Origin of the sequence: Terribacillus sp. JSM ZJ617, assembly GCF_044383785.1 — a bacterium.
In the GTDB taxonomy this organism is placed as follows: domain Bacteria; phylum Bacillota; class Bacilli; order Bacillales; family Amphibacillaceae; genus Terribacillus.
Genome location: NZ_JBISEQ010000002.1, coordinates 306,213 through 330,253, shown reverse-complemented (window position 1 = coordinate 330,253; position 24,041 = coordinate 306,213). Strand labels below are relative to the sequence as shown.

General features: G+C 45.2%; 21 protein-coding genes. 4 read left to right on the top strand and 17 right to left on the bottom strand.

Annotated elements, in window-relative coordinates; genetic code table 11:
- Positions 1-6 precede the first annotated feature (6 nt).
- The 3 genes from ACH6C1_RS07900 to ACH6C1_RS07890 form a co-directional block, all read right to left on the bottom strand.
- Positions 7-3,570: a dynamin family protein gene (locus ACH6C1_RS07900; protein WP_374076159.1), complete on the bottom strand. Its 3,564-nt coding sequence runs from the start codon at positions 3,568-3,570 to the stop codon at positions 7-9.
- Between the two features lie 88 nt (positions 3,571-3,658).
- Positions 3,659-4,705, bottom strand: a complete 1,047-nt coding sequence (locus tag ACH6C1_RS07895) for a C45 family autoproteolytic acyltransferase/hydrolase (RefSeq protein ID WP_374076157.1) — start codon at positions 4,703-4,705, stop codon at positions 3,659-3,661.
- 332 nt (positions 4,706-5,037) lie between these two features.
- Positions 5,038-5,208, bottom strand: coding sequence for a hypothetical protein (locus tag ACH6C1_RS07890; protein WP_374076155.1), 171 nt, complete (start codon positions 5,206-5,208; stop codon positions 5,038-5,040).
- A gap of 105 nt (positions 5,209-5,313) precedes the next feature.
- On the opposite strand from ACH6C1_RS07890, the gene ACH6C1_RS07885 reads away from it, so the two are divergent.
- Positions 5,314-5,595 (top strand): hypothetical protein, encoded by a 282-nt coding sequence (locus tag ACH6C1_RS07885; RefSeq protein ID WP_374076153.1) that lies wholly within the window; start codon positions 5,314-5,316, stop codon positions 5,593-5,595.
- Between the two features lie 39 nt (positions 5,596-5,634).
- Here the strand turns inward: ACH6C1_RS07885 and ACH6C1_RS07880 are convergent, their stop codons facing one another.
- The 10 genes from ACH6C1_RS07880 to ACH6C1_RS07835 all read right to left on the bottom strand — a co-directional run bounded on the left by ACH6C1_RS07880 (position 5,635) and on the right by ACH6C1_RS07835 (position 18,420).
- Positions 5,635-6,270: a PepSY domain-containing protein gene (locus ACH6C1_RS07880; RefSeq protein ID WP_374076151.1), complete on the bottom strand. Its 636-nt coding sequence runs from the start codon at positions 6,268-6,270 to the stop codon at positions 5,635-5,637.
- Positions 6,271-6,358: 88 nt separating this feature from the next.
- A complete protein-coding gene (locus ACH6C1_RS07875) occupies positions 6,359-7,696 on the bottom strand; it encodes a sensor histidine kinase (protein ID WP_374076149.1) in 1,338 nt (445 codons plus the stop codon).
- Complete coding sequence (locus ACH6C1_RS07870) at positions 7,693-8,388, bottom strand: response regulator transcription factor (RefSeq protein WP_095223234.1); 696 nt, start codon at positions 8,386-8,388, stop codon at positions 7,693-7,695. The genes ACH6C1_RS07875 and ACH6C1_RS07870 overlap by 4 nt, the downstream gene beginning before the upstream one ends.
- An 18-nt stretch (positions 8,389-8,406) precedes the next feature.
- Positions 8,407-8,871 (bottom strand): flavin reductase family protein, encoded by a 465-nt coding sequence (locus ACH6C1_RS07865; protein WP_374076147.1) that lies wholly within the window; start codon positions 8,869-8,871, stop codon positions 8,407-8,409.
- Between the two features lie 156 nt (positions 8,872-9,027).
- Positions 9,028-11,469 (bottom strand): DNA topoisomerase IV subunit A, encoded by a 2,442-nt coding sequence (gene parC / locus ACH6C1_RS07860; RefSeq protein ID WP_374076145.1) that lies wholly within the window; start codon positions 11,467-11,469, stop codon positions 9,028-9,030.
- A 12-nt stretch (positions 11,470-11,481) separates the two neighbouring features.
- Positions 11,482-13,440 carry a DNA topoisomerase IV subunit B gene (gene parE / locus ACH6C1_RS07855; protein WP_374076142.1) on the bottom strand — a complete coding sequence of 653 codons (1,959 nt, stop codon included), beginning with the start codon at positions 13,438-13,440 and terminating at the stop codon, positions 11,482-11,484.
- A 438-nt stretch (positions 13,441-13,878) separates the two neighbouring features.
- Positions 13,879-15,303, bottom strand: coding sequence for a protein adenylyltransferase SelO (locus tag ACH6C1_RS07850; protein WP_374076140.1), 1,425 nt, complete (start codon positions 15,301-15,303; stop codon positions 13,879-13,881).
- An 86-nt stretch (positions 15,304-15,389) separates the two neighbouring features.
- Positions 15,390-15,818, bottom strand: a complete 429-nt coding sequence (locus ACH6C1_RS07845; RefSeq protein WP_374076138.1) for a CoA-binding protein — start codon at positions 15,816-15,818, stop codon at positions 15,390-15,392.
- 17 nt (positions 15,819-15,835) lie between these two features.
- Complete coding sequence (locus ACH6C1_RS07840) at positions 15,836-17,356, bottom strand: ABC transporter permease/substrate-binding protein (RefSeq protein WP_374076136.1); 1,521 nt, start codon at positions 17,354-17,356, stop codon at positions 15,836-15,838.
- Positions 17,353-18,420 (bottom strand): ABC transporter ATP-binding protein, encoded by a 1,068-nt coding sequence (locus ACH6C1_RS07835; protein ID WP_374076134.1) that lies wholly within the window; start codon positions 18,418-18,420, stop codon positions 17,353-17,355. Before ACH6C1_RS07835 ends, ACH6C1_RS07840 begins: the two co-directional genes overlap by 4 nt.
- A 153-nt stretch (positions 18,421-18,573) precedes the next feature.
- Between ACH6C1_RS07835 and plsY the strand changes: the two genes are divergently transcribed.
- The 3 genes from plsY (at position 18,574) to yidD (ending at position 20,473) form a co-directional block, all read left to right on the top strand.
- Positions 18,574-19,176 (top strand): glycerol-3-phosphate 1-O-acyltransferase PlsY, encoded by a 603-nt coding sequence (gene plsY, locus ACH6C1_RS07830; RefSeq protein ID WP_374076132.1) that lies wholly within the window; start codon positions 18,574-18,576, stop codon positions 19,174-19,176.
- A 114-nt stretch (positions 19,177-19,290) separates the two neighbouring features.
- On the top strand, positions 19,291-20,223 hold the full coding sequence (folE2, locus tag ACH6C1_RS07825; RefSeq protein ID WP_374076130.1) for a GTP cyclohydrolase FolE2: 933 nt from the start codon (positions 19,291-19,293) through the stop codon (positions 20,221-20,223).
- 4 nt (positions 20,224-20,227) lie between these two features.
- Complete coding sequence (yidD, locus tag ACH6C1_RS07820; protein ID WP_038560509.1) at positions 20,228-20,473, top strand: membrane protein insertion efficiency factor YidD; 246 nt, start codon at positions 20,228-20,230, stop codon at positions 20,471-20,473.
- 11 nt (positions 20,474-20,484) lie between these two features.
- On the opposite strand, the gene ACH6C1_RS07815 is transcribed toward yidD, so the two are convergent.
- From ACH6C1_RS07815 to ACH6C1_RS07800, 4 genes are all read right to left on the bottom strand, one after another.
- Positions 20,485-20,802 carry a hypothetical protein gene (locus ACH6C1_RS07815; RefSeq protein ID WP_374076128.1) on the bottom strand — a complete coding sequence of 106 codons (318 nt, stop codon included), beginning with the start codon at positions 20,800-20,802 and terminating at the stop codon, positions 20,485-20,487.
- Between the two features lie 3 nt (positions 20,803-20,805).
- Positions 20,806-21,225, bottom strand: a complete 420-nt coding sequence (locus tag ACH6C1_RS07810; RefSeq protein WP_095223225.1) for an acyl-CoA thioesterase — start codon at positions 21,223-21,225, stop codon at positions 20,806-20,808.
- Positions 21,222-23,474, bottom strand: a complete 2,253-nt coding sequence (locus ACH6C1_RS07805; protein ID WP_374076125.1) for an AAA family ATPase — start codon at positions 23,472-23,474, stop codon at positions 21,222-21,224. Before ACH6C1_RS07805 ends, ACH6C1_RS07810 begins: the two co-directional genes overlap by 4 nt.
- Positions 23,475-23,540: 66 nt before the next feature.
- Positions 23,541-23,984, bottom strand: a complete 444-nt coding sequence (locus ACH6C1_RS07800) for a TlpA family protein disulfide reductase (protein WP_374076123.1) — start codon at positions 23,982-23,984, stop codon at positions 23,541-23,543.
- Between the last annotated feature and the right edge of the window lie 57 nt (positions 23,985-24,041).

Genomic DNA, 24,041 nt, shown 5'->3' with positions numbered 1-24,041 from the left:
CCTTGGTCAAACTTCTTCCGGCTGAAGTGAAGCGAAAGTCTGTATCGCTTGCTGAAGCTTCTGACGGGATGATGTGTCTGTTAAAGCCCGTAGCATACCAGTATAATAGCTAGCCAGCTGATTGGCTGCCTTCTGCTGAAGACGTTCTTCTTCCGACTGCCAGATCTCCTTGTAATGGCTTTCCATAGCAGATGTATATACTTGCAGGATTTCAACTAACATTGGCTCCATCAGCTTAAGAAGTTCCTCTTTCAGCTTCTCTTTCTCGTTCCCTTGGAAAAAGGCTTTTGGACCGCGATACAGTTTTTGCAGACGTGTTAATTCACCTTGTTCGAAGCGGAACTGCGTTTCAGGAGGTGCTGTTTCCGGCAGTTTTTCCTCTGCAGACACTGCCAGTGCCAACGTTTCGTTCACCGTTTGTACGTCCTTTTCCAATCCGCTCCTCCACCGCTCCATCTGTTCTCTAACGGTTCTGTCGACACGGATGGTGACTGCACGGTATTCCTGTTCCAGCTGCATTTTGATTTGGCCAGCAAATTCGCGAATCTGCCGAGCCACTTCCTCTTTACCTGATGCTCCATTGCTTCTGATCAAAGAAGGATTAAAGCACTGTTTAAATAAATCATTTGCTTCAAGCAGCTGCCTTTCCTTTACATAATGCAATTGTTTCTCGATACGCTGTGAAATGGCTTGTTGAAAAACAGGCTGTGTATAATGGTGTGCTTTGACTAAGACCTCTTCCTGTTCATGCTTATATTGACGGATTTTCGCTAATTTTGCTTCTTCATCTAAGTCCATGGCGTTGGCATATGCTTGCAGCTGTCCATATTGCCTTTTCAATTCCCGCTTGGCACCTTGAATAATGACTTCTGTCAGCTCATTGCGGATGAACTCATTCAATTCTTCTTCCAGCTTGCCAAGTCCTGAATTGAGTTTTTGGGAAGTCCGTTTCTCTTGCAAGCCAAATAAGCTGCTCAATGCGAAAAGGCGTGGCTGTCTGATTTGGAAGTTTGCCAGATTGTCTGCCACATAGGAGGTGACATAACTGACTTCCTCTTCATCTTTAGCCAAATCACTCGCATTTACGATGAAGAACATATTATCTTTCTCCAAAGCTCCTTTTACTTTACCTAGCTGCTGAAGTACTTGTTCATCAGCTTTTGAGAATGCGTGATTATAGTAAGTCACGAAAAGGATTGCATCGGCATGCTTCATGAATTGGAATGTCACATCCGTATGGCGGGCATTAACAGAGTCAGCGCCGGGAGTATCAATTAAAGTAACGCCTTGCTTAAGGAACGTATTTTCCAAATAAACCGTTATCTGTTCAATGAAGCAGCTTAACGTCTCCTTCGTCACATGGTCACTGAACTCTTTGAAGGGAATTGTTCCTTCTGTACCAAGCTTATCGTGTACCTGACTATAGCCAGTTTGAACCGCTTGGAGAAATGCTTGATGCCTCTTATCCTGTACGAGATCCGCTGGGTTTTCAGATAAGAAATCTCCCATAGCGAGCTTCTTGCCGCTCAGAACTTCAATATCAGCCTCAATGTGCTGGCGGGATTTCCATTTGACGAGCACAGTCTGGTGAGGATGTTGAATTGTCGCTTGCTTCAGCATATTGATCGATGCTGTCGTTGGATTCGGCGACACAGGCAGCAGACTTTCACCGAGCAATGCATTGGCGAAGGAAGATTTACCTGCACTGAAAGCTCCAAAAAGCACTAACGTGTAATCTTGATTCACTAACTTTTCTTTTCTATTCTTGATATCTTCTATTGCTAATTGAAATCCTTCCACGCCGCCGAGAGCAGATGCCGCAGCTTCCAATTGATGCGCCATCTCTTTTGCTGTTAGCTTTGTAGATGAATCACTCTGTACAATCGGTTCTGCCTCCAGCTTCACAGATGGTCCATTGGGGGCGGCCTCCAATAGCTCCACTCTCTCCTTAAGCTGGTATCTATTCCTCATTGCCTGTTTCGCCTGTTCGATCGCTTCTAAATCCATGTTCCGATCTGTCTGATGAATCTTACTTGCCAGTTTTTCGTAGGAATGCTGCAGCTGACTGATTTTATAGTTTATTTGTTCATTTTCAGCAGCTTTTCTATTTTCTTGTTCTTCCATTTTTTCTGCCTGCTTGTAGGCATTTTCAGTCGTCTGTATGGCAGCTTCCACCACTTGCAAAGCAGCCTTTTTATAAGAGAGCTTGATATGATCCTCGACAGCAGCTGTATAGACCAATGTATAGGTACCATTCTTACTCGCTCCCGATTGAACATGCTGCTCAAGCAAATCTGCTGGCAGCTCTACCTCAAAATCCTGCAGCAGCACTTGTACGGACTCTGTATACAGATCATGCTTCCTAGCCCAGTCGCTCAGCTTATCGCGAATCCGCCATGTCAGCTGTTTCTCGATTTGCTGCTGAATAAGCTCCTCTGTCTTAGCCCGTCGCTGCTCCCGTTCTTCAGCTGTCTTCCGCTTACTGCCAAACAGACCTACTTTAAAGTCCGGAAATGTCGATTCCAAATAGACTTCTGCCACTTCGCGTACTTCAAAAGGCATCAAATTCGCGTTCTTTAATGTCTGGTGGATAGCCTCGCGCCCGTCTTCTTCTGCTGTTTTCTGTTTCTCGCGCCAATTACTGGCCGCATCCGCAGCATCCTTATCCAAATGATGACGCCTTTCCATTAATGCTGCTTCCTTTTCTGCTAATTCCTGTTTCATCTCCTGCAGATAATTAGCAATCAAGCGCTTCTTTCCCCGCTCCAGTCCTGCTTTATGCAGCTGCTCCCTATCTTCAAGCAGCTTTTCCATCTTTTCTTTCACCATATTCAGCTGATTATGCTCGTGATTTTCTTCTTTTAGTGTCGTATAATAAACAGCTTCTGGCGTGATATGCCATTGCTCAAATACATTGGATACACCATTTTGAAAAGCAGCCCATGAGAGCTCTTTCTCCCGGTGCTTATCAATTTGATTAATAATCAGATAAAATGGCTGCCCTTGTTCGGATAATTGCTGCAGGAACAGCAAGTTGACTTCCGATTGTACATGATTATAATCCGTTACATAAAACATACTATCTACGAGATGCAGCGCTGACTCCGTCATCAAACGGTCCGCATCGTCACTCGCATCGATACCGGGTGTATCCATTAAGGCGATTTTATCCGGGAGGGATGTCTGCTCATCTTGTATTTCAATCTTACGAATATCTTTATTTCGGCAATATGTATCCAATGTTTCCTTTCGGTACGGCGCCGGAAGTTCATATTTCGTTTCATCCGCTCCATAAGCAAAGACTTTCGGCTGTCCGTGCTGAATGGTTACGATATTGGCACTCGTTGGAATCGGACTGGCTGGCAGCACTTGGTCACCAAGCAAAGCATTGATAAGTGAGCTTTTCCCAGCCGAAAAATGCCCTGTGAAGCAGATAAAAGCAGTTCCTTTCTCCGCTTTCTCTACTAAATCAAGCGCTTTTTCGCTATATTGTGATGCGTTTTCCGTTTCGAAATATTGATATAATGCTGACAGACTGAACAATTCCGTTGATTCCGCTGTTCGTCGCATAGATGGCCCCTCCTTATATGTATGCGCATTCATATTTTTTATTATAAAACAGGAAAACCGCACTTACCATCGTAAATGCGGTTTTTCTTCATTCTCCCATATAAGGAATGCGGACATCGGTGTCTAAATCACCTGTAAACTGGCTGAATGACAAGTCTTCACCCTTGAGCCAGCTGCCGAAATCAACCTCGTTCGGCTGCTGATTTCCGATAGCAAATCCCATCTTCAATTCCTTTGGTTTGTAGACAGAGGTATGGATTGTTCCTCCCCAATTGCGATACTGGTCTGAAAAAACGTCATGTTTTGGATCGTTCAAAAGTCGAAAACCCTCTGATGCATCTATATTTTCTTTATAATGCGTCTGGATAGCATCAAATCGTCGTTTACTGTCAACAAGATGATGACGGTTCTCTTTTGTCAGCACATCAAAATGGTTCGTACTATAGCTCGCTTCTCTAACTGCGGTACCGCGCGGGCTGCCTTCTACCACACGACGGACTCCGGAAGCATCATTTATCATATAGTTGAAGGAGTGGCGATGCGGCATTTGCGTCAGCTTTTCAACTGCTTCTTCTGTCGTCGAACACGTCTCCAGAATGATGCGCGATAGCATATTGCAAATGAAACCTTCCTCCGGAAAGCGTTGATGCACAAAGTTATAGCCGATAGTCAGCCCTTTTTCATTCATACCATCAATACGTCCGAGAATCCGCTGCGATGGACCAATTGTAGCAAAATATTGTCTGTCTGATGGCTGGTATAAAAGGAAGCGACCCTCATATGTTTTCGGGTGGTAATCATAATTACGTGCAAGAAAGTCATTACCCGTGACGATCGAACAGCCGGAGTTGATTCTCCACTCCTGCTGGAAGCCGCTGTAATCCATCAGTGTTTCCTCGATGGATAGGCCAAGTGCATCACTGAGTCCAGTAAGCTCTTCATAAATACCAGGATGATAGCTGCGAAACATGCGGAAAGCATCGGCTGGATCAACCGTGAAACGGCGGCGGTTCCGCTCTTTTTGTCTTTGCTGGTATGCGTATAACGGTGTATTTTTCAGGCGCTCTCCTTGCATGACGCCGAAATCATAATGTGATCCACGGTAAGTGAAAACATCGGAATGTATCTGTTTCATAAGCGGACCCTTCTTTTCTGCATAGTATCCTTCTATTATCCAATACGATGCAGGAACGAGGGAAATGATATGCTTATCAACCTTTTATAGCACAAATGCTAAGTTGGGGAGGATATGATTCTAGGACGCTAGTGTATGTAACTGTTATTTTATCGCTGTCTTGGAGCGGATCAGGTATAGAAGGACTGTAACGTTTTTCTTCTTTTTCAGAAAGATTATATTGCCTATTTCGTGTCCCGTCCATTTTTTGCTGACATTCGAGTGGAGTTGTATCCTGGTTTCCGCATCCAGCTAACAGAATGGCAAGAAGCAGTGTAACGAATGGCCCCTAATCAGTCTTTACCATCGCGGTTTGATAAATAACTGGATAATGGCCTTCCCCAGCTCCATACTCCCGCAAATCCCAATGACCCGATGAGCAGCCAGACAAAAGGATTCTCTTCTCGAAACAGGATGCCGGAAACCATACCAAATAATACATCAAATGACCAAAATATCCTCATTGTCACATTCTCCTGTCTTAGTGAGTCGTTATACTTATTCTAACATTCATCCATTTTATGTAAAATGAAATGATAGCTCAAGTGAATAACGTTAGGAGTGAAGCTATGGGCAAGGGCGCATTCCATGTTTATAACATCATCATTGTCGTTTTATTGGTAGCAATTAATTCCTTAGTTTTATTTGCTTTTGGTATAGGAGAAGGAGGCATGGTATTTTCTAATTGGTTTCCGATAATCCTTTCATTTATCATCTGGGGCATTTTTTACAGAATCCAATTTATAAAACCTTCTAGAAGCTTTAGAATATGCTGGTTTATTTTGATGGTTATCACCCTGTACTTCTGGCAAACCGGATTAGGAGCGATGATTGGCAGAAGTTTATTTTAGTTATGACAATCTAAAAAAAAGAAGCAGCTGTCCGCTGCTTCAATCTTCTTCACTATCATATGCGATGGTTACAATTTCTCCGGACTGAGCATTGATGACAACTTCCGCTTCATCGTCAGCTGTTTTGAGATCAAGCTCATATACCGGCAGCCCGTCCTCTTCATCAAACTCCGCATCAGTAACGCTGCCGCCTACTTCGTCTGTCGCGATTTTTATTGCTTCGTCCATCGTTATTTTCACTTCTGCCTGTGATGCCTGCTTTTGTGATGGAGCTGTCGGCTCTTTATCTGATTGCTGCTGATCGTCAGCAGATTGATCGTTTTCACCCTGTTGCTGATCATCACCAGCTGGCTGACTATGATTTGTATTGTCCGTACTTGGTAAAGTTTTCTGTATGTTGCTCTCTTTCAAACTGATTACTTCACCAGTATTGCCATTCAGTGTCAAATCATAGAGCTTTTCTCCATTTTCCAAATCGATATCATACCTTGGCTCGCTTCCGCTGCGATCCAATTCGATTTCGGTTACGGTTGCATTATATTGTTTCTCCGCTTGCTGACGCGCTTGATCGACTGTCATCTCCGGTTCTCCAGCTGATGCTTGCATTTGATATATACCAAAGATTGCAACTAAAAGCCCGACAACTGCAGCAGGTATAATCCACTTTTTCTTCACTTCTATCGCCTCCAGCTATGATCTATAGCCAGTATATAGCTTCACCATTAAAAGAAAGGTGAGTACTTTATTAGAATTTGATGAGAAATTACACTGGCAGACGTACTGTGAACGTAGAGCCTTCACCCAAGACGCTAGTCACTTCGATCTTCCCGTCATGTAGTTCTACGAGCTGTTTAGCAATGGCCAAACCAAGACCGCTGCCACCTTTTTCACGGGTGCGTGCTTTATCCACTCGGTAGAATCGATCGAATATACGCCGCTGATCTTTCTCATCGAGCCCTTCTCCGTAGTCGGTGACACGCAGGATGGCTTCCTTATGATCCGCTTTGATAGCTATCTCGATATGCTCGTCACTGTATTTGATGCTATTGCTTAACAATATATAGACAACCTGCTTCAGCATATTGCTATCTGCCGAGACCATTACATCAGTCTCTGAGCGGACAATGATTTCTCTTTGGTAAGCTGTTTGCATAGCTGCCGCACAGGTTTCTGCTATACTGTCAAGATCGACAGGTTCTTTTTGCAGCAATTCTGGATCATCTTTTGCTAAAATCAGCAGCTGGTCGACTAAAGCCTGCATCCGTTCTGTCTCACCATGAATTGCTTGCACTGCCTCCTGCTGGACAGCAGGGTCGTCGGCACCCCAGCGATCCAGCAGCTTACTATAGCTTTTAATGATGCTGATCGGAGTCTTCAATTCATGCGAAGCATCAGATACGAATTGCTGCTGCTTTGTGAAGTTTTCTTCGAGCTGGTCAACCATTTCATTAAATGTCTCACTCAAAGCGTGCAATTCATCATGACTTCTTTTTTCGGTTTCCATGCGCTTCCATTTTCCGCTCTTGCGGATGGCCTGCATAGTCGATGTCAAAGCCAGGATTGGCCGTAACAAGAAGCTTCCCAGCAGCCTTCCTCCAAGCATGGATGGAATCAAAATGATCAATCCAGCTATCGTGAGACAATATTTGAGCACCTGGAGCGTCTGCTGGAGACTGACCAGCTCCTCAGCAACTTGCATAGTATAAATGCCATTATCCCGGATAACAGGAATCGACACCTCTGCATACCAGCTGCCATTACGATAATACGTTTGATCCTTTTCCTGTAATGTGTACGAAAAGGGCAGCTCACGATACTTTTCCGCTCTCGTTATCACACCCTCACTTTGTCCATCGGTACCAATGAAACGTACCATCCCTTCTGCTGGCAAATCTGCTTGAAACAAACTGGTACGTGATGTATCCTTCCAGTCGACAGTGGCAGCAGTCTCTGCCAAGGCACGCCCTTGTTCATGCAATCGATCAACACTATTATGCAAACTGACTTGCCGGAACAGAAAGTAGATGGACATATTTACGATCAGCAACAGGATCACCAGTGTAACAGTTATGTATAATTGGATCCTTGTCCGCAGCTTCACTTCTCTTCATCCTTGATCGTATATCCGACACCTCGTACTGTCTTAATCAGCTTGCGTTTCTCACCTGTATCAATTTTTTTCCGCAAATACCGGATATACACATCGACCACATTTGTGTCACCGGAATATTGGAAGCCCCAGACTCTTTCAAGTAGCTGATCGCGTGTCAGCACCTGTTTTTCATGCTTCATGAGGAACAATAATAAATCATATTCCCGCGGTGTCAGCTCAACTTCATTTTTACCGCGGATGACGGTTCTTGTCTTTTCATCAAGCGTTAAATCCCCAACCTGCAGCACCGGATCTTGTACTGGTGCGGCTGTCACAGTATGGCGAAGATGGGCACGTATCCGAGCCAATAATTCTTCGATTTCAAATGGCTTCGTCATATAGTCTGTTGCACCTAGATCAAAACCGCTTACCTTATCAGGTACGGCATCCCTTGCTGTCAGCAGCATGACAGGAACTTGCGCATCCTGCTTACGGATGCGGCGAAGCAATTCCATCCCGCTCAATGACGGCAGCATCACATCAAGCAGGATGAATTGATAGGAATTGGCATAGAATGCTTCTAATGCATCCAAACCGTCGTATTTTACATCAACAGCAAAGCCCTCATGCTCCAGCTCAAGCTGCAGCAGCCTTGCCATATTCTTTTCATCTTCCACTACAAGGATTGTCGTCTGCTCCATAGGCCCTGCTTCCTTTCCTTATGTCGCTTTGATTTCTCGGTAACTGCCACCAAAGTACAGCACTGGATCACCATCACGCAGCACCAAGTCTTCCACTTCTCCGATCAGGATAACATGATCACCAGCGATCACTTTATCCACGACTTTACACGCTAAATTGACAAGAGCACCATCAACAACTGGAACCTCCTTCAGCTTTGTGATCGGCACAGGATTCTCCTGCTCTTTCTGCTTGGCAAATACCATGCTGACATCCTTTTGTTCCTCTTTCAGGACACTAACTCCGAATGTAGGATTTGTTTGCAAAATATCATATAAGGACGCTTTTTTATCGATTGATACGGCAATAAGCTTTGGTTCCAGTGATACGGACATAAAGGCGTTCACTGTCATCCCTTTTATCTCCCCAGCAACCTCAGTCGTAACAATTGTAATACCAGTTGCGAATTTCCCCATTGCATCTCTAAACGTTCGATTATCCATTCTGCTCCCCCGTTCATATTGCTATACGTAAAACTATACCATGTAAATTGCGTCGGCTGTCAATTATTCTATCCTTGCAAAGACTGTCATGTGCGTTAAAAAAGAAAAAGAGAGGCTATCAGCCTCTCTAGTTTACATAATAGTATTATCGTTTACTTAAGCTTTATCTTGCGGAAACGCAATATCGTATACTGCTTCCGGATATGTGGCGATAACCTCTCCATGCTTGTCAGCATCTAAAACATAAGATCCATTGCTATAACGGTCATTTGCATTCAAATTCATTGGCTCAAGAACGTGATCCTGCTTATCCTTCGTTTCCAGATGAATTGTGGCATTCTGCTCCAATACATAAAAACCGACAATTCGATGCGGGTTCTTTTTCAGCTCACGGAGCATCACAACACCGCGTTTTGCTCGGCCGGATGGTTCGAATTCCTTCAGTTTCATCCGTTTTGCTGAGCCTCTATGCGTGATGACAACAACACTTGGCGAATGCTTCAGTTCGAATGCCTGGGCACCGACAATATACTCGCCTTCTTTCAGCTGCATGCCTTTCACGCCTGCTGCACGTATTCCGATCGGGCTTACTTCTTCTTCGGTAAACCATAAACCATATCCTGAATTTGTGGCCATGAACAGCTGCTTGCTTCCATCAGTCAGAGACACGTGACAAACTTCGTCACCAGCTTTCAAATTGATGGCAGTCAGCGATTTATTAGCTCGTGTCGCTTCATAAAGCTGGAGCTCACTTCGTTTGACTGAACCGTTTTTTGTGAAGAAAACAAGATAGCCGCCTTGCTTGAAATCACGTACTGGAATGCTGGCAATCACTTTTTCATCCTTATCCATGCTCACGATATTAGCTAGATGCTGCCCTTGATCCTTCCAGCGGATATCCGGCAGCTCATGCACCGGCATGAAACTGAACTTCCCTTTATTTGTGAAGACGAGCAGTTTATCAGTAGTATTGATTTCCTGCATGCCGATCAGATGATCTTCTTCCTTGATCGCCAAATCCTCACCGTTGGAAGCCTGATAGGAGCGAAGGCTTGTCCGTTTGATATAGCCATCATGTGTAACAGTGACCAGAACGTCCTCTGATGCAACCATTACCTCCAGATTAATCTTCAATTCTTCGATTTCATCCTCAATTTGTGAGCGTCTATCGGTATGATAGGTTTTTTTGATCGTCCGAAGATCCTGTTTGATCACTTTGAGCAATGTCTTTTCGTTCTTCAATATATCCTCGAGCTTTTGGATCTGCTCATCCAGCTCCTGTGCTTCTCGCTGCAGAGCTGTTATGTCCGTATTCGTCAAGCGATATAACTGTAAGTTCACTATCGCTTCTGCTTGTGCCTCTGTAAAGCCGTAAGCTTCCTCGATACGCTGCTTTGCATCAGCTTTATCCCTGGATGCACGAATGGTAGCAATCAATTCGTCAAGAATGGAAATAGCCTTTATCAATCCTTCAACGATATGCTTCCGGTCTTTCGCTTTCTGCAGTGTATAAGCAGATTGTCGCGTGACAACTTCTTTCTGGTGGCCGATATAAGCATCAAGCAAACTCGCTAAACCTAACAGCTGCGGCGTTCTATCCTTGATTGCCACCATATTGAAGTTATAAGAAATCTGCAAATCGGTATTTTTATATAGATAATGCAAGATACCTTGGGCATCTGCTTCTTTTTTGAGTTCGACTACAATTCGCATGCCGGTACGGTCTGTTTCGTCACGCACCTCTGCGACACCCTCGACTTTACGGTCCAGACGCAGTTCGTCCATTCGTTTGACGAGATTCGCTTTATTCACCTCATAAGGAATTTCATCGATGACAATCTGCTGTTTGCCGCCTTTGAGGTCCTCAATGCTTGTTCTTCCGCGAACGATGATCTTGCCTTTACCTGTTTCGTACGCTTTCTTGATTCCGTCTACTCCTTGGATGATACCGCCTGTCGGGAAATCCGGACCTTTCATGACAGTCATCAATTCTTCAACCGTTGCATTCGGTTTATCCATGCGCATAATAACAGCATCGATTACCTCGCCAAGGTGATGCGGCGGTATTTCTGTCGCATACCCAGCAGAGATCCCAGTCGATCCATTGACGAGCAGGTTAGGAAATTTAGCCGGAAGAACAGTTGGTTCCGCGTTCGTATCGTCAAAGTTCGGAACAAATTCTACAGTATTTTTATCAATGTCCCGCAGCAATTCCGAAGCGATGCTTGATAGCCTAGTTTCTGTATAACGCATCGCAGCTGGCGGATCGCCATCTACACTTCCGTTATTCCCATGCATCTCAATTAGTACATTACGGACTTTCCAAGTTTGACTGAGTCGAACCATTGCCTCATAAACCGAAGTGTCTCCGTGTGGATGGAAGTTACCGATTACCGCACCGACGGTCTTGGCAGCCTTCCGAAATGGTTTATCATGCGTATTCCGCTCATCGAACATTGCGTATAAAATCCGGCGCTGCACCGGCTTCAATCCATCTCTGGCATCCGGCAGCGCGCGGTCTTGAATGATATATTTACTGTATCTGCCGAATCGGTCTCCGATGACTTCCTCCAATGGCAGATCCAAATAGTTTTCCAAAAGAAATCCCCCTTAGTTGTGCAACTTGTCGTTTTCGAGGATATTCCCGTCTTCTTCCATACCGAAAGCGACATTACTCTCGATCCATTTACGACGTGGTTCAACCTTGTCGCCCATCAGCGTCGTGATACGACGTTCAGCACGAGCAAAGTCCTCGATCGTTACGCGGATGAGTGTGCGAGTGGCAGGATCCATCGTTGTTTCCCAAAGCTGATCGGCATTCATTTCTCCGAGACCTTTGTAACGCTGGATCGTGTAGCCATTTTTCAATTCCTGGACGATTTCACGCATCTCTTCATCGCTCCAGGCATAACGGATCACTTCTTTTTTGCCTTTGCCTTTTGAAATCTTGTATAAAGGCGGAAGGGCAATGAATACCTTGCCCGCTTCGATCAATTCCTTCATGTACCGGTAGAAGAAAGTGAGCAGCAGGATTTGGATATGAGCACCGTCTGTATCAGCATCGGTCATGATAACAACTTTGTCATACTGCACATCCTCTAAGTCGAATTCAGCTCCGACACCAGCACCGATTGTGTGAATGATCGTTGAAATTTCCTCATTCTTCATAACATCCTGCAGCTTGGCTTTTTCTGTGTTTATGACTTTACCTCGCAGCGGCAGGACAGCTTGGAATTTACGGTCTCGTCCCTGCTTGGCAGAACCGCCGGCAGAGTCTCCCTCTACCAGATACAATTCATTTTTCTGCGGATTGCGCGATTGAGCTGGTGTAAGCTTTCCGCTTAACAGCGTATCTTTTCGTTTCTTCTTCTTTCCGCTGCGGGCATCTTCTCGAGCCTTACGAGCTGCTTCCCGCGCTTCCTTTGCACGTATCGCTTTTTTCACCAGCATACCGGCAATGTCGGGATTTTCGGAAAGGAAATAAGAAAGCTTCTCTGATACAAGAGCATCAACAGCAGAGCGAGCCTCGGATGTACCGAGCTTACTTTTCGTCTGTCCCTCGAATTGAAGCAGTGCTTCTGGTATCCGGACACTGACAATAGCTGTCAAACCTTCCCGGATATCAGTTCCTTCCAAGTTTTTATCTTTTTCTTTCAAAAGATTATTCCGGCGTGCGTATTCATTGAATACACGAGTCATACCGGATTTTGCTCCGGCCTCATGGGTACCGCCATCCTTTGTCCGGACGTTATTGACAAAGCTGAGCATTGTCTCTGTATACCCATCATTGAATTGGAATGCGAAGAAGATTTCGATATCCTGCTGCTCGCCTTCGAAAGCAAGCACAGGATGAAGTGTGTCTTTCTCCTCATTCAAATAATCTACGAAGGACTGCAGTCCATCAGGATACAAATATGTTTCTTCCTTATCGCTGCGCTTATCCTCAATATGGAAAGCCACTCCCTTAAGCAAGAAAGCCGCTTCGCGCAAACGCTCAGCAAGCGTGTCAAAGTTGTAGCTAGTAGTAGAAAACATGGACGGATCCGGCTTGAAATGGATGCTGGTTCCTGTTTTCTTTGTTTTACCTTGTTTCACGAGCGAAGTGGCAGGTTTTCCTCCATGCTCAAACCGTTGAGAGTAAATATTGCCATCCCGGTGGATCGTTACTTCGAGCCACTCGGAAAGAGCGTTAACGACAGATGCACCAACACCGTGCAATCCTCCGCTTGTCGAATATCCGCCCTGACCGAATTTCCCTCCGGCATGAAGTACTGTGAATATGACCTCAGGAGTAGGTCTTCCTGTAGCATGCATGCCGGTAGGCATCCCGCGGCCAAAGTCTTCAACAGATATACTGTTGTCTTCATGAATGGTCACATTAATCTTGTCACCATGCCCTGCAAGTGCCTCATCCACACTATTATCGACAATTTCATAAACTAAATGGTGTAATCCCCGACTGTCAGTACTACCGATATACATGCCGGGACGCTTTCTGACTGCTTCAAGTCCTTCAAGCACTTGAATGGAGTCGTCTGAGTAATGCGATGCTTGTTTTGCCAATGCCACATCGGCTCCCTTCTTCGAACAAAAAACTGTTTCCAAGTCATTTTTCCAGTATTATCGCTGGAAAAAGACAGTACGCTATGTTTATCATAACGCAAACATATGTTTGTGTAAACTAGCTCCCATGCCTAGCAGAGTCCAGTGTATGCCTAATTAAAAGTAGCAGAATAATGCCGGTCAATCAATCCACTTTTTGGGATTTCACGTAATTCCTCGTCTGCTAGAGACGATTTTCGCTTCATTTTCAGCCATTTTGCATGATTTCTTGCAAAACTTACGAAAAATAGCTCTTCGTTTTATTTTCGGTATGATTTTGATAAAAAATGGCGGTAAGCTAAGTGAAATATCATTATCTGTACGCTGCTAACACGTTATTCGATATGTCATCCCTTCATCTTAACTTCCTAATATATGTATACCTGCCAGGAGGCAGGCAGAATATCATGTTCCGCAAAATGTCTGAAATGGTTCTTCAGGTTCTGGAGGATCTTCCGTATATTTTGGATCGATTGGTGCATCGCTGTATGGATCCGAGACGATATCACAAAGACGATTGAACAGCGTATAATCGCCGCTTCCTGCAGCTTCCAATGCTTCCTCCACCAAGTGATTGCGGGGAATCACACTCGGATTAGACTGTCGCATTTTCTCACGGGCAGCTTCGATTCCTTCCGAAGCCAGGCGAGCCTCCCAGCGTTCATTCCACAATTGGAAGCCTTCTGCTTGTTCCAATAAAGCTGTGTCCCCTCTTGTTAATGCACGAAATGTATTCGTGTAATCCACTTCTGCTTGCTCCATTACTTTTAGCAAATCCTCCACTAAAGCTTCATCGCCATCTTTCACATCATCTATGCCTATCTTCTGATACATAATGTCAAGCCAAGACTTTCTGTACATACGCGGATACTCACGCAAAATATCTTCAGCTTTCTTCACAGCTTTCTCTGGAACTTCATCGAAAAGAGGAAGCAGTGCTTCTGCAAAACGTGCTAAGTTCCACGCTGCAATTGGCGGCTGATTGGCGTATGCATAACGCCCTTGAAGGTCAATGGAGCTATATACAGTCATTGGTTCATACGTATCGAGGAAGGCACACGGTCCATAATCAATCGTTTCCCCGCTGATCGTCATATTGTCTGTATTCATCACACCGTGGATGAAACCGACACTTACCCATTTAGCAAGCAGTGCAGCTTGGCGCTCCACCACCGCCTGGAAAAATCGCACATACTTATCAGGCTGATCTGCAAGCTCTGGATAATGACGCTGTATGCTGTAATCAGCCAAAGCCTTCAGCTCAAGCTCTGAACAAAATCTTCTCGCATATTCGAACGTTCCCACACGTATATGGCTTGCTGCGATCCTGGTAAGTACTGCACCAGGCAACTCGGTTTCCCGGTAGATAGGTTCACCTGTAGCAACGACAGCCAAGCTTCGTGTTGTCGGGATACCAAGCCCATGCATGGCTTCACTGATGACATACTCCCGAAGCATCGGGCCGAGTGCTGCACGACCGTCACCGCCTCTTGAATAAGGCGTGCGTCCTGCACCTTTCAGCTGGATATCCACTTTCTTGCCCTTCTGGTCTTGCCATTCACCTAGAAGGATAGCCCGTCCATCACCAAGCATAGTAAAATTGCCGAATTGGTGACCAGCATATGCTTGCGCGATCGGAATTGCTCCCTGCGGAAAAGCATTACCTGCCAAGGCTTCTAGAACACCTTCCTGTTCGATTCCAAGATGGGCTGCTAGCTTCTTGTTCCATTTCACCATCTGCGGATCGCTGACCGGATTCGGTTCCATCCGTGTGTAGAAAGCTTCAGGCAGTGCCGCATACGAACTATCCAATTTACCATCTAAACCCACGTTGATTCCTCCTTTAAAATCTTCATTCGTTCTAGTATATGCTAATGATACAAGAACCCCATCTGCTGGGAGCAGATGGGGTAAAGTCAATTGCGGGTAGGCCCGACAAGCACACTATGGGCGACTTTGATACATAGATCCATCAAGACCGTAAAGCCCTCTTGTTCTAAATAAGCGGCCGCTCTTTCATCATAAACAGCTTGCTGGGTCCAGAAGATACGAGCATTCGTCTTGCTCGCTTCCCTTGCCAAATCCGGCAGGAATTCTGACCGGCGGAAGACATTGATAATATCGATTTCACCAGGTACATCTGCCAAACTCGGATAGGCCTTCTCACCAAGAACTTCGGTCACATGCGGATTGACAGGGATAATTTTATATCCAGCCTGCTGCATCGCCTGGGATACACCATAGGATGTACGATTCGGGGAATCGGAAAGCCCCACTACCGCAATCGTTTTTGCATTTACTAATATGTCACGAATCTGTTCATTCTCTGGATTCTGAAACGTCATTATTCATGCCCCTTTCTTTAGAGTAGACCTTCCTGCTCAAGGAATTCTCTTGCAACATCCTCTGGCTGCTTCCCTTCGAAATCGACTTGATAATTCATCTCTGTCATTTGCTCATCTGTTATCTTACCCGCAAGCTGTCCCAATATGTCAGCAAGCTCCGGGTATTCATCCAGCGTCTCCTGACGCATCAACGGAGCACCTTGGTATGGCGGGAACAGATTTTCAGGGTCGTCCAGGGTGACAAGGTCCAAATCTCTAATATAACTGTCTGTCGAATAAGCGTCGATAATATCTACATCATCCGCTTCAATCGCCTGTTGACGTATACCGGGATCCAATGTACGCAGCTCACCAAACTCGACACCATAAAGTTCCTGAATGCCTAAATAGCCATCTTCCCGATCGCTGAATTCCAATGTGAAACCGGCAGTCATCTCATCATCCATTTTTCGAAGGTCCGCAATCGTCTGCAGGTCGTTCTCCTCTGCGTAAGATCGTTTCACTGCAAGTGTATACGTATTATTGTACGCCATCGGTTCCAAGTATGCCATGTCGAACTTCTCACGCATAGCTTCCTTCGCCTGCTCGTACACTTCTTGACCGTCGTTACTTTCTGCTTGTTCACCTGCTAATGTTACTAGTGCAGTACCGCTGAATTCCGGATAAATATCAATACTGCCGCTTTTCAATGCTTCAAACAGGAAATCTGTTTTACCTAGATTCGGCTCCAATTCCACCTGTAGATCAGATTGATCCTCGATAAGCAGCTTATACATATTGATCAAAATCGTAGGCTCTGCATTCAGTTTCCCGCCAATTACAAGATCAGGCTGGTTATCTTTGGCCACCACAAATGGTGTTAAAACACCGATTATAGCTACGAGAAGCAAGATAACCAGTGATTTGAAGCCAAACTTCCGACTTGTCCGCTCGAAAATACGGATAATCAAATCCAGCAATATCGCTAACAAAGCTGCTGGTATTGCACCAAGAAGGATAAGGTTTACATCGCCGCCACGGTCAATCCCTAATAAAATCAGTTCGCCCAGACCGCCGGCCCCGATCAAAGCGGCAATAGTAGTAGTCCCTACAATCATGACCATCGCAGTCCTTATACCTGCCATGATGATTGGCATCGCAAGCGGAAGCTCAACTTTACGCAATCGTCGGAAACTGTTCATTCCCATACCAGTAGCTGCTTCTTTCAAAGCTGGGTCAACTTCTGTTATACCGGTATATGTATTACGCAGTATAGGAAGAAGGGCATAAATGATAAGTGCTACAACGGCGGGTTTCGTTCCAATACCTATTAATGGAATCAAGAATGCCAATATTGCAAGACTGGGAATTGTCTGCAGGACAGCTGCTACTGCTATAATCGGTTCAGCAAGCTTTTTGGAGCGGCTCAGCAAAAGACCAAGCGGTACGGCAATCGCAATACTTATAAGCAATGCAATGATTGATATTTGCAGATGCTCTCCTAACGCTGTCCAAAAGGAATCACTTCGCTGTTCAAATACCTCAAGGAATGCGTTCATTGGGTCACCACCCCATTCTTGACTTCCGTCTTACTCGCTAGGAACGTCAATAGCTCCTGCTGCGTAAGTGTACCGATCAGTTCGTTGTTTTTAGTGACAGGCAGGATGCTTGTACCAGTATTTTCAAATATTTTTACTGCCTCCAATACATTCAAGTCATTCGGGATTTCCATAACGTTTCGCTGTGTGCCATGCTCCACCGCACACAGTACTTGTCCATCGTCACTTGATAGAATATAGGCTTGATCATGATCATAATCACTTTCTTCGTATGCTGTTTGAGTCAGAATTCTCGAGACAGTTTGGGAGGCAACAATATCCACCGCAGTCTGCCATGGTGATTTCTTATCCCCTATAAAGCTGCGAACGAAGGAATTACGCGGCTCAAGTATCAATTTCTGCGGCGTATCCACCTGGATGATTTCTCCGGTATTCATAAGACAGATCCGGTCACCTAACGCCGTAGCCTCATCGATATCATGCGTCACGAAAACAATCGTCTTCTTAATCTGCTGCTGTAATTTCCTGATATCTTTTTGCAGCCCTTCTCTGCTTATCGGATCCAATGCACTGAAAGGCTCATCCATCAGCAAAATCTGCGGATCAGCTGCGAGAGCACGAATCACACCGACGCGCTGCTGCTGGCCACCGGATAATTCGGATGGCTTCTTTTCCATATAAATGGAAGGCTCCATGCCAACCATCTGCATCAATTCTTTTGCGCGGTTCTGAATTTCTTTCTTCTTCCACTTTTTCATCTCCGGGACCACAGCAATGTTCTCCTCTACCGTCATATGCGGAAAAAGTGCTATTTGTTGTAATACATAGCCGATATTCCATCGTAGTTCATGTATGTTGTATTCTTTTAAAAGTTTTCCATTTATGTATATCTCTCCTGAGGTTGGTTCGACAAGCCGGTTGATCATTTTCATCGTCGTCGTCTTGCCGCAGCCGCTTGGACCGATGAGTGTAAGAAGTTCCCCCTCCTTTATTTCCAGATTGAAGTTTTTGATAGCCTCCGTTCCGTCCGGATACGTCTTATATACACCTTTGAATTCAATCATGCCTTCACCTCGTATTATGTACTAAGTGTTTCATTACCCTTGCTTCTAGGGAATTAATCCTATACTATGTAAAAAGTTATGCTCTTCCATGATACTTCGTGCTAAAATGGATAAGCAAGCTATAGGAACGTTTGTTGTTAAAGGAGAATGTATATGGAATACGTGTTATTCATCCTGCTCGCCTATGTAATCGGTTCGATACCATCTGCCTTGATCGTCGGCAAAGTAGGCTACAATATAGATGTTAGAGAGCACGGAAGCGGTAATCTTGGTGCAACGAACACATTCCGGATACTCGGTAAGAAAGCTGGAATAATCGTTTTGATTGCGGATATCTTAAAAGGAACAATTGCCACCATCCTGCCTGTTCTGTTCGGATTCGACTTATATCTGCTGATCATCGGTCTTGGAGCAGTCATAGGGCACGTTTATCCTATATTCGCCAGATTCAAAGGCGGTAAGGCTGTCGCGACTTCAGCTGGAATCATCTTAGGCGTCAATGCCTTGCTGTTTGCCATCATTATTGCAAGTTTTGTCATCGTGCTGCTCATCAGCAAATATGTATCTCTTGCTTCCATGACAGCTAGCGTGGTAGGCGTTATCGTCTCGCTCTTTATCGCACAGGATGTCGTGCTGACTATCGTCCTCGGATTACTGGCAATATTCATCCTCTATAAGCATAGACAGAATATCGTCCGGATTATCAGACGTGAAGAACCGAAAGCGTCCTTCCTCGTGAAAAACAATTCCAGGTAAGCGGGATTGTTTTTTTCATTTCTCCGGGATTTACCCGGTTCAGACAATTGAATTAAGGGCTTACCATCGGGTATACTTTAAGCTAGTCCATGCGACTTTGAAAGGAGTACTATTATGCAGCACCTACACACACCAACTAAAAAACAGCTGCCATCCAAGGCAGAACGTCATAAATTGTTTGGCTCCGTAGCTCCAGGCAAAAAGACGAAACCAGAAAATAAAGCCGATATGGCTGACTTACAAAATACGAAAAAGAACTTTCTTTTCCATATAGATGCAGTTGGCATTGCGAAAGTTAAACATCCGATCCAAGTGATCAGCAATACACGTCCGGCTATGCAGACTACGATCGGAACGTTCGAATTCACCTCCAGCATCCAGCAGGATAGCAAAGGTACAAATATGAGCCGGTTCACTGAACAGCTGGATTTGTATCATAAAAATGGATTCACTGTTTCTGTGAAAAGCTTGCAGCTATTTGTTGCAGAGCTTGCAGACCGACTGAAACAAGAAGATGCACGTGTGAAAGTAACATTTCCATGGTTCTTCGAGCGAAGCGGTCCTGCATCCGGTATGACTGGATTGAATCATGCAGATGCAACGCTGGAAGTTGCTTACGACAAACAAACTGGCTTCCGCACGACAGCTCAACTTTCCGGCACAGTAACGACACTATGTCCATGCTCGAAAGAAATCAGCGAATACAGCGCGCATAACCAGCGTGGTATTGTTTCAATGGAAGTACAGCTCACAGATACGTTCGATGAAGATGTTCGCGACTGGAAGGAAGACTTGCTCGAAGCTGCCGAAAGCAATGCTAGTGCCCGTATTCACCCAGTCCTGAAGCGTCCGGATGAGAAGATGGTTACGGAGACAGCTTACGAAAACCCGCGCTTTGTCGAGGATATGGTCCGTCTGGTTGCAGCTGATTTGTATGAGCTTGATTACGTGGAGAAATTCACTGTATCCTGCAGCAACGAAGAATCCATCCATTTGCATGACGCTGTGGCAACATTGAGCTACGACAAACGCGACGAAGAGGAGTAAGTATATGGACAAGGTATTTTTAGCCTTGATCCGTTTCTATCGCCGATTCATCAGCCCTGTAACACCGCCATCCTGCCGTTTTTATCCGACCTGCTCGCAATACGGACTGGAGGCAATCAAGCGGTATGGCGCGTGGAAAGGCGGCTGGCTCACTATTAAACGAATCGCTAAATGCCAGCCTTTTCACCGGGGCGGATTTGACCCTGTACCTGGTACAACATGTGAACATCATCATGAAAAAAAGCAGTAATCCTTTTTGGATTACTGCTTTTTATTTGGTAGGAGCTGAAATCTCTCCAGCTGGTCCCATTGCTGTTCGGCTTGAAGTATACGAAGCTGATAATCCCCGATCAGATCGAAATGAAGCAGATCTTCATGCTCGTCAATCCAAGCTTCCTGCAAGCCATACTTCGCTCCCCAATCTATCAGCTTCTGCCGGTCGGCACAGCCTGCCTTTGTCACTGTCTTTGCTTCAGGAAATCGCGCGTCCAGCCAATAGTGGGTCAAAAAAGCAATCTCCCCTTGGCGGACACGTTCCTTCCATACTTTCAGTTCATTACGCCTGATCCCAAATGCCATCCGTTATGCTTCCAAAGCTTTCGAATAAGCAGCATGCCATTCCGGCAGGGAGCGACGAATGGACACCGGGCGGAAGGTTTCCTTTTTCACTACTGTATGAGTCGACGTTCCGGAAACACAAAGCTTACCGTCTTCATTTTTGATTTCATAGCGATACATCGTCCGGATGCCATCATAAGATTGTAGCCATGTTTCCACAATCGGCTTTTCTCCGTACCGTACAGGATAATGGAAATTCAATTTCGCATCCACAACTGGGGAAAGAAAGCCGTCATCCTCCATCGCTGCATAGCGTAATCCCAATGTTTCAATAAAGTCGGTCCGGCCAATCTCAAACCAGACAAGATAATTCACGTGATACACAACACCCATTTGGTCGGTTTCGCCGTATCTCACATTAATTTCTGATGTTGATTTCTTCATAAAGCACTTCTCCTAACCATTTCCCAAGCATTTTCTATATCTTTCTTCTCCAGCACATCCATTTCCGTCTGCTCTTGGGCTTCTACAAGTCGAAGTGACTGGAACTGGATTGCCTCGTCCAAGAGATTCGTTACGAATCTGGCATTCCCCGCTACTGTTACAGCAGCCAGACGATCCTTCAGGAAGTCTTCCGCTTCTCCTGACAGGGTATACGCATAGTTTTCCATTGCATGCTTAAAGATAGCAACAAGCTCTTCACTATTGTAATCAGGAAAAATGAAATACTTCTTAAAACGCGAAGCAAGTCCTGGATTGCTGTCGATAAACTGCTTCATTTCCTGCTGATACCCTGCAAGGACGACAACCAAATTTTCATTATGTTTGGTCATCTCATCCACTAGCGTGTCGATTGCTTCTTTACCGAAATCTTGTGATCCACGGAATAAGCTATACGCTTCATCGATGAATAGCACACCGCCAAGCGCATCACGGATGACTGCTTTCGTCTTTGCAGCAGTCTGGCCAACATAACCTGCTACTAAATCACTTCGTGAAGCAACGACCAAATGTCCCCGCTTCAACAATCCGCGTTCTTTCAGGATATCAGCATAGATTTTCGCAATCGTCGTCTTTCCCGTTCCGGGGTTACCGGTAAAAACAGCATGCAGCTGAATCGGAACTGCAGGAGCTCCTTTATTCTTCCTCGCCTGCTGAACTTGTACAAAGGAAGATAATTTTTTCACTTCTTCCTTTATCGACTGCAGCCCGATCAGCTGTTCAAGCTGCTGCAAAGGCTCTGACTCATCCTCGTTCTGTTTTGGATCTTTCACATCCTGTGCTGAGAGCGTCATGTGATCAATCCAGGAATCCGTCGTCAGTTTGCGATCTGCTCCTTTTTGGAAAATGATCCGCAGTACAATATCCCGAACGGTCCGCGCATTTCCGAATGTATCATCCACACGTGCTTGTTCGATATTATCCTTCACAAGACGAAGTGCTTCTTCCGTAAAGAAGAAATCGTTCGCAAGTGCTGTATTCTCCGCAATCTGCAGCAGTTCCTCGGTCTCGAAGTCCGGAAGCTCGATGTAATTCTGATCCGGTATCCTGCTGCGAAGACCAGGATTGGCAAACAGAAATTGACGTGTCTCTTCTGGATAACCAGCAAGAATAACTGCGAATTTGCCGCCATATTCACTGCTAGTCATACTGGAGACAAGCGTATCGATTACTGCTTGTCCATAATCATTTCCGCTCTGCCCTTCGCGTTTCAAGCTGTAAGCTTCATCTATGAATAGCACGCCGCCGATAGCCTGACGCACATAATTTGTCGTGTTTTCCTCACTCTGACCTAGATACGAACCAACCAAATGCGAGCGGTTTACTTCGACAACATGATCAGACTCTAACAGACCAAGCTGATGATACAGCTTCGCCAGCAGACGTGCTATCGTCGTTTTACCTGTTCCGGGATTGCCTGTGATGACCATATTAAGACCTGGCTCATCTACCATCTGGAATCCGAATTGCTTTCTTTCCTGTTGATAACGGAGATAATGGTAATAGTCGTGAATATACGACTTCACATCCTGCAGCCCGATCAGTTGATCAAGCACTTCAAGCGGTCGGCTCTCGCTTGCCTGGCTCAATACAGCAGGCAGCGCATCCTTTACAGCTGTAAGTGATTTTAATAGTTGCAGAACTGTTGCGTTCATCGCTGTAACAGGCGAACCCGTTTTCCTATTTTCGATCGTTTCGATTGTCTGTTCCAGCAGGACAAGTAAATCCTCCAACTCCTCATAAGAACGGTTGTATGCCGATGCGATTTTGCTGGCACCATCTATTCTTCGAGGATATGCCTGCATTGCATCTGTCAGCTGGCTGTGTAAGGATTGGGATTTCTTCATTTTTGCAGGATCGAAATCCGTTTCCCTAACCGACCATACTGGCAAATCCGTGTTCATCAGCGCTTGGTAGTATTGATTCACTTGTGCGAATTGGTCGATTTCCATAACGATTGGGTGAGTCCGTTCAGAAGCAGCGAGCAGCTGTCTGCTGATTGGATCCTGTTTATGCACGCGCATGATCCGGTAAAAAGCTATAATTCGATATAAGCCCTGTTTTAAGGCCTCTTCCCCAGCATCAAGTTCTGATGCCATACGTAACGCCTCTATCTCGGATAGAGGCGGTGAGATGTCCATTGAACTCCATGCAATTACTTGTTCGGTCAGGGTTTTCTCTGTCTGTGTCACAAGTATGCCCCCCTTTTCTATCATCATTTTAGCATACTACAGCCAGACAGGTGAACTGGAGGGATTTTATTTAACCCATTCCTCCAGCTGTTCCTTTGATACGGGTCCAGGGATGACCCGCTGCTTACCTTTTTTGTCTACAATGATAGTGAAAGGTACTGCTATTTGCCGAAATTGATGGGCCACAATACCGTCCTTATCCAGATAAACTGGTACTTGGAGCGCACTTTTTTCCACAAAGACTTTCACTTGTTTGACGCTTCGCTCACTCTTCGTAGCATTGATGCTGTATACACTCACTTTTTTACCCGCTGAAGCGTGAAAATCCTCCAGTTCCGATAAATCAGACAAACATGTGTCGCACCACGTTGCCCAATACATGATCACTACAGGCTTCCCAGCCGAACCTTCAATCAGAGCTTCTACCGAATCCAATTCCACTGTCTCCGCTTTTACTAGCGACGGAAAGATGAACAGCATAAGGCATAAGAGGAGTAATCCTCGCTTCATAAATATTCCCCCTTTACCGTTTATTTTGGGCTAAAGAGGACCAAACTAACCAAAAAA

What these genes read in the sequence shown, in the direction of transcription:
- folE2 (WP_374076130.1), top strand. Translation starts at nt 19,291, where the DNA reads ATGCAGCACCTACACACACCAACTAAAAAACAGCTGCCATCCAAGGCA.
- ACH6C1_RS07800 (WP_374076123.1), bottom strand. Translation starts at nt 23,984, where the DNA reads ATGAAGCGAGGATTACTCCTCTTATGCCTTATGCTGTTCATCTTTCCG.
- ACH6C1_RS07870 (WP_095223234.1), bottom strand. Translation starts at nt 8,388, where the DNA reads ATGGAGCAGACGACAATCCTTGTAGTGGAAGATGAAAAGAATATGGCA.
- ACH6C1_RS07815 (WP_374076128.1), bottom strand. Translation starts at nt 20,802, where the DNA reads ATGGCATTTGGGATCAGGCGTAATGAACTGAAAGTATGGAAGGAACGT.
- ACH6C1_RS07890 (WP_374076155.1), bottom strand. Translation starts at nt 5,208, where the DNA reads ATGAGGATATTTTGGTCATTTGATGTATTATTTGGTATGGTTTCCGGC.
- ACH6C1_RS07895 (WP_374076157.1), bottom strand. Translation starts at nt 4,705, where the DNA reads ATGAAACAGATACATTCCGATGTTTTCACTTACCGTGGATCACATTAT.
- ACH6C1_RS07900 (WP_374076159.1), bottom strand. Translation starts at nt 3,570, where the DNA reads ATGCGACGAACAGCGGAATCAACGGAATTGTTCAGTCTGTCAGCATTA.
- ACH6C1_RS07865 (WP_374076147.1), bottom strand. Translation starts at nt 8,871, where the DNA reads ATGGATAATCGAACGTTTAGAGATGCAATGGGGAAATTCGCAACTGGT.
- ACH6C1_RS07845 (WP_374076138.1), bottom strand. Translation starts at nt 15,818, where the DNA reads ATGACGTTTCAGAATCCAGAGAATGAACAGATTCGTGACATATTAGTA.
- ACH6C1_RS07835 (WP_374076134.1), bottom strand. Translation starts at nt 18,420, where the DNA reads ATGATTGAATTCAAAGGTGTATATAAGACGTATCCGGACGGAACGGAG.
- ACH6C1_RS07810 (WP_095223225.1), bottom strand. Translation starts at nt 21,225, where the DNA reads ATGAAGAAATCAACATCAGAAATTAATGTGAGATACGGCGAAACCGAC.
- plsY (WP_374076132.1), top strand. Translation starts at nt 18,574, where the DNA reads ATGGAATACGTGTTATTCATCCTGCTCGCCTATGTAATCGGTTCGATA.
- ACH6C1_RS07840 (WP_374076136.1), bottom strand. Translation starts at nt 17,356, where the DNA reads ATGAACGCATTCCTTGAGGTATTTGAACAGCGAAGTGATTCCTTTTGG.
- yidD (WP_038560509.1), top strand. Translation starts at nt 20,228, where the DNA reads ATGGACAAGGTATTTTTAGCCTTGATCCGTTTCTATCGCCGATTCATC.
- ACH6C1_RS07885 (WP_374076153.1), top strand. Translation starts at nt 5,314, where the DNA reads ATGGGCAAGGGCGCATTCCATGTTTATAACATCATCATTGTCGTTTTA.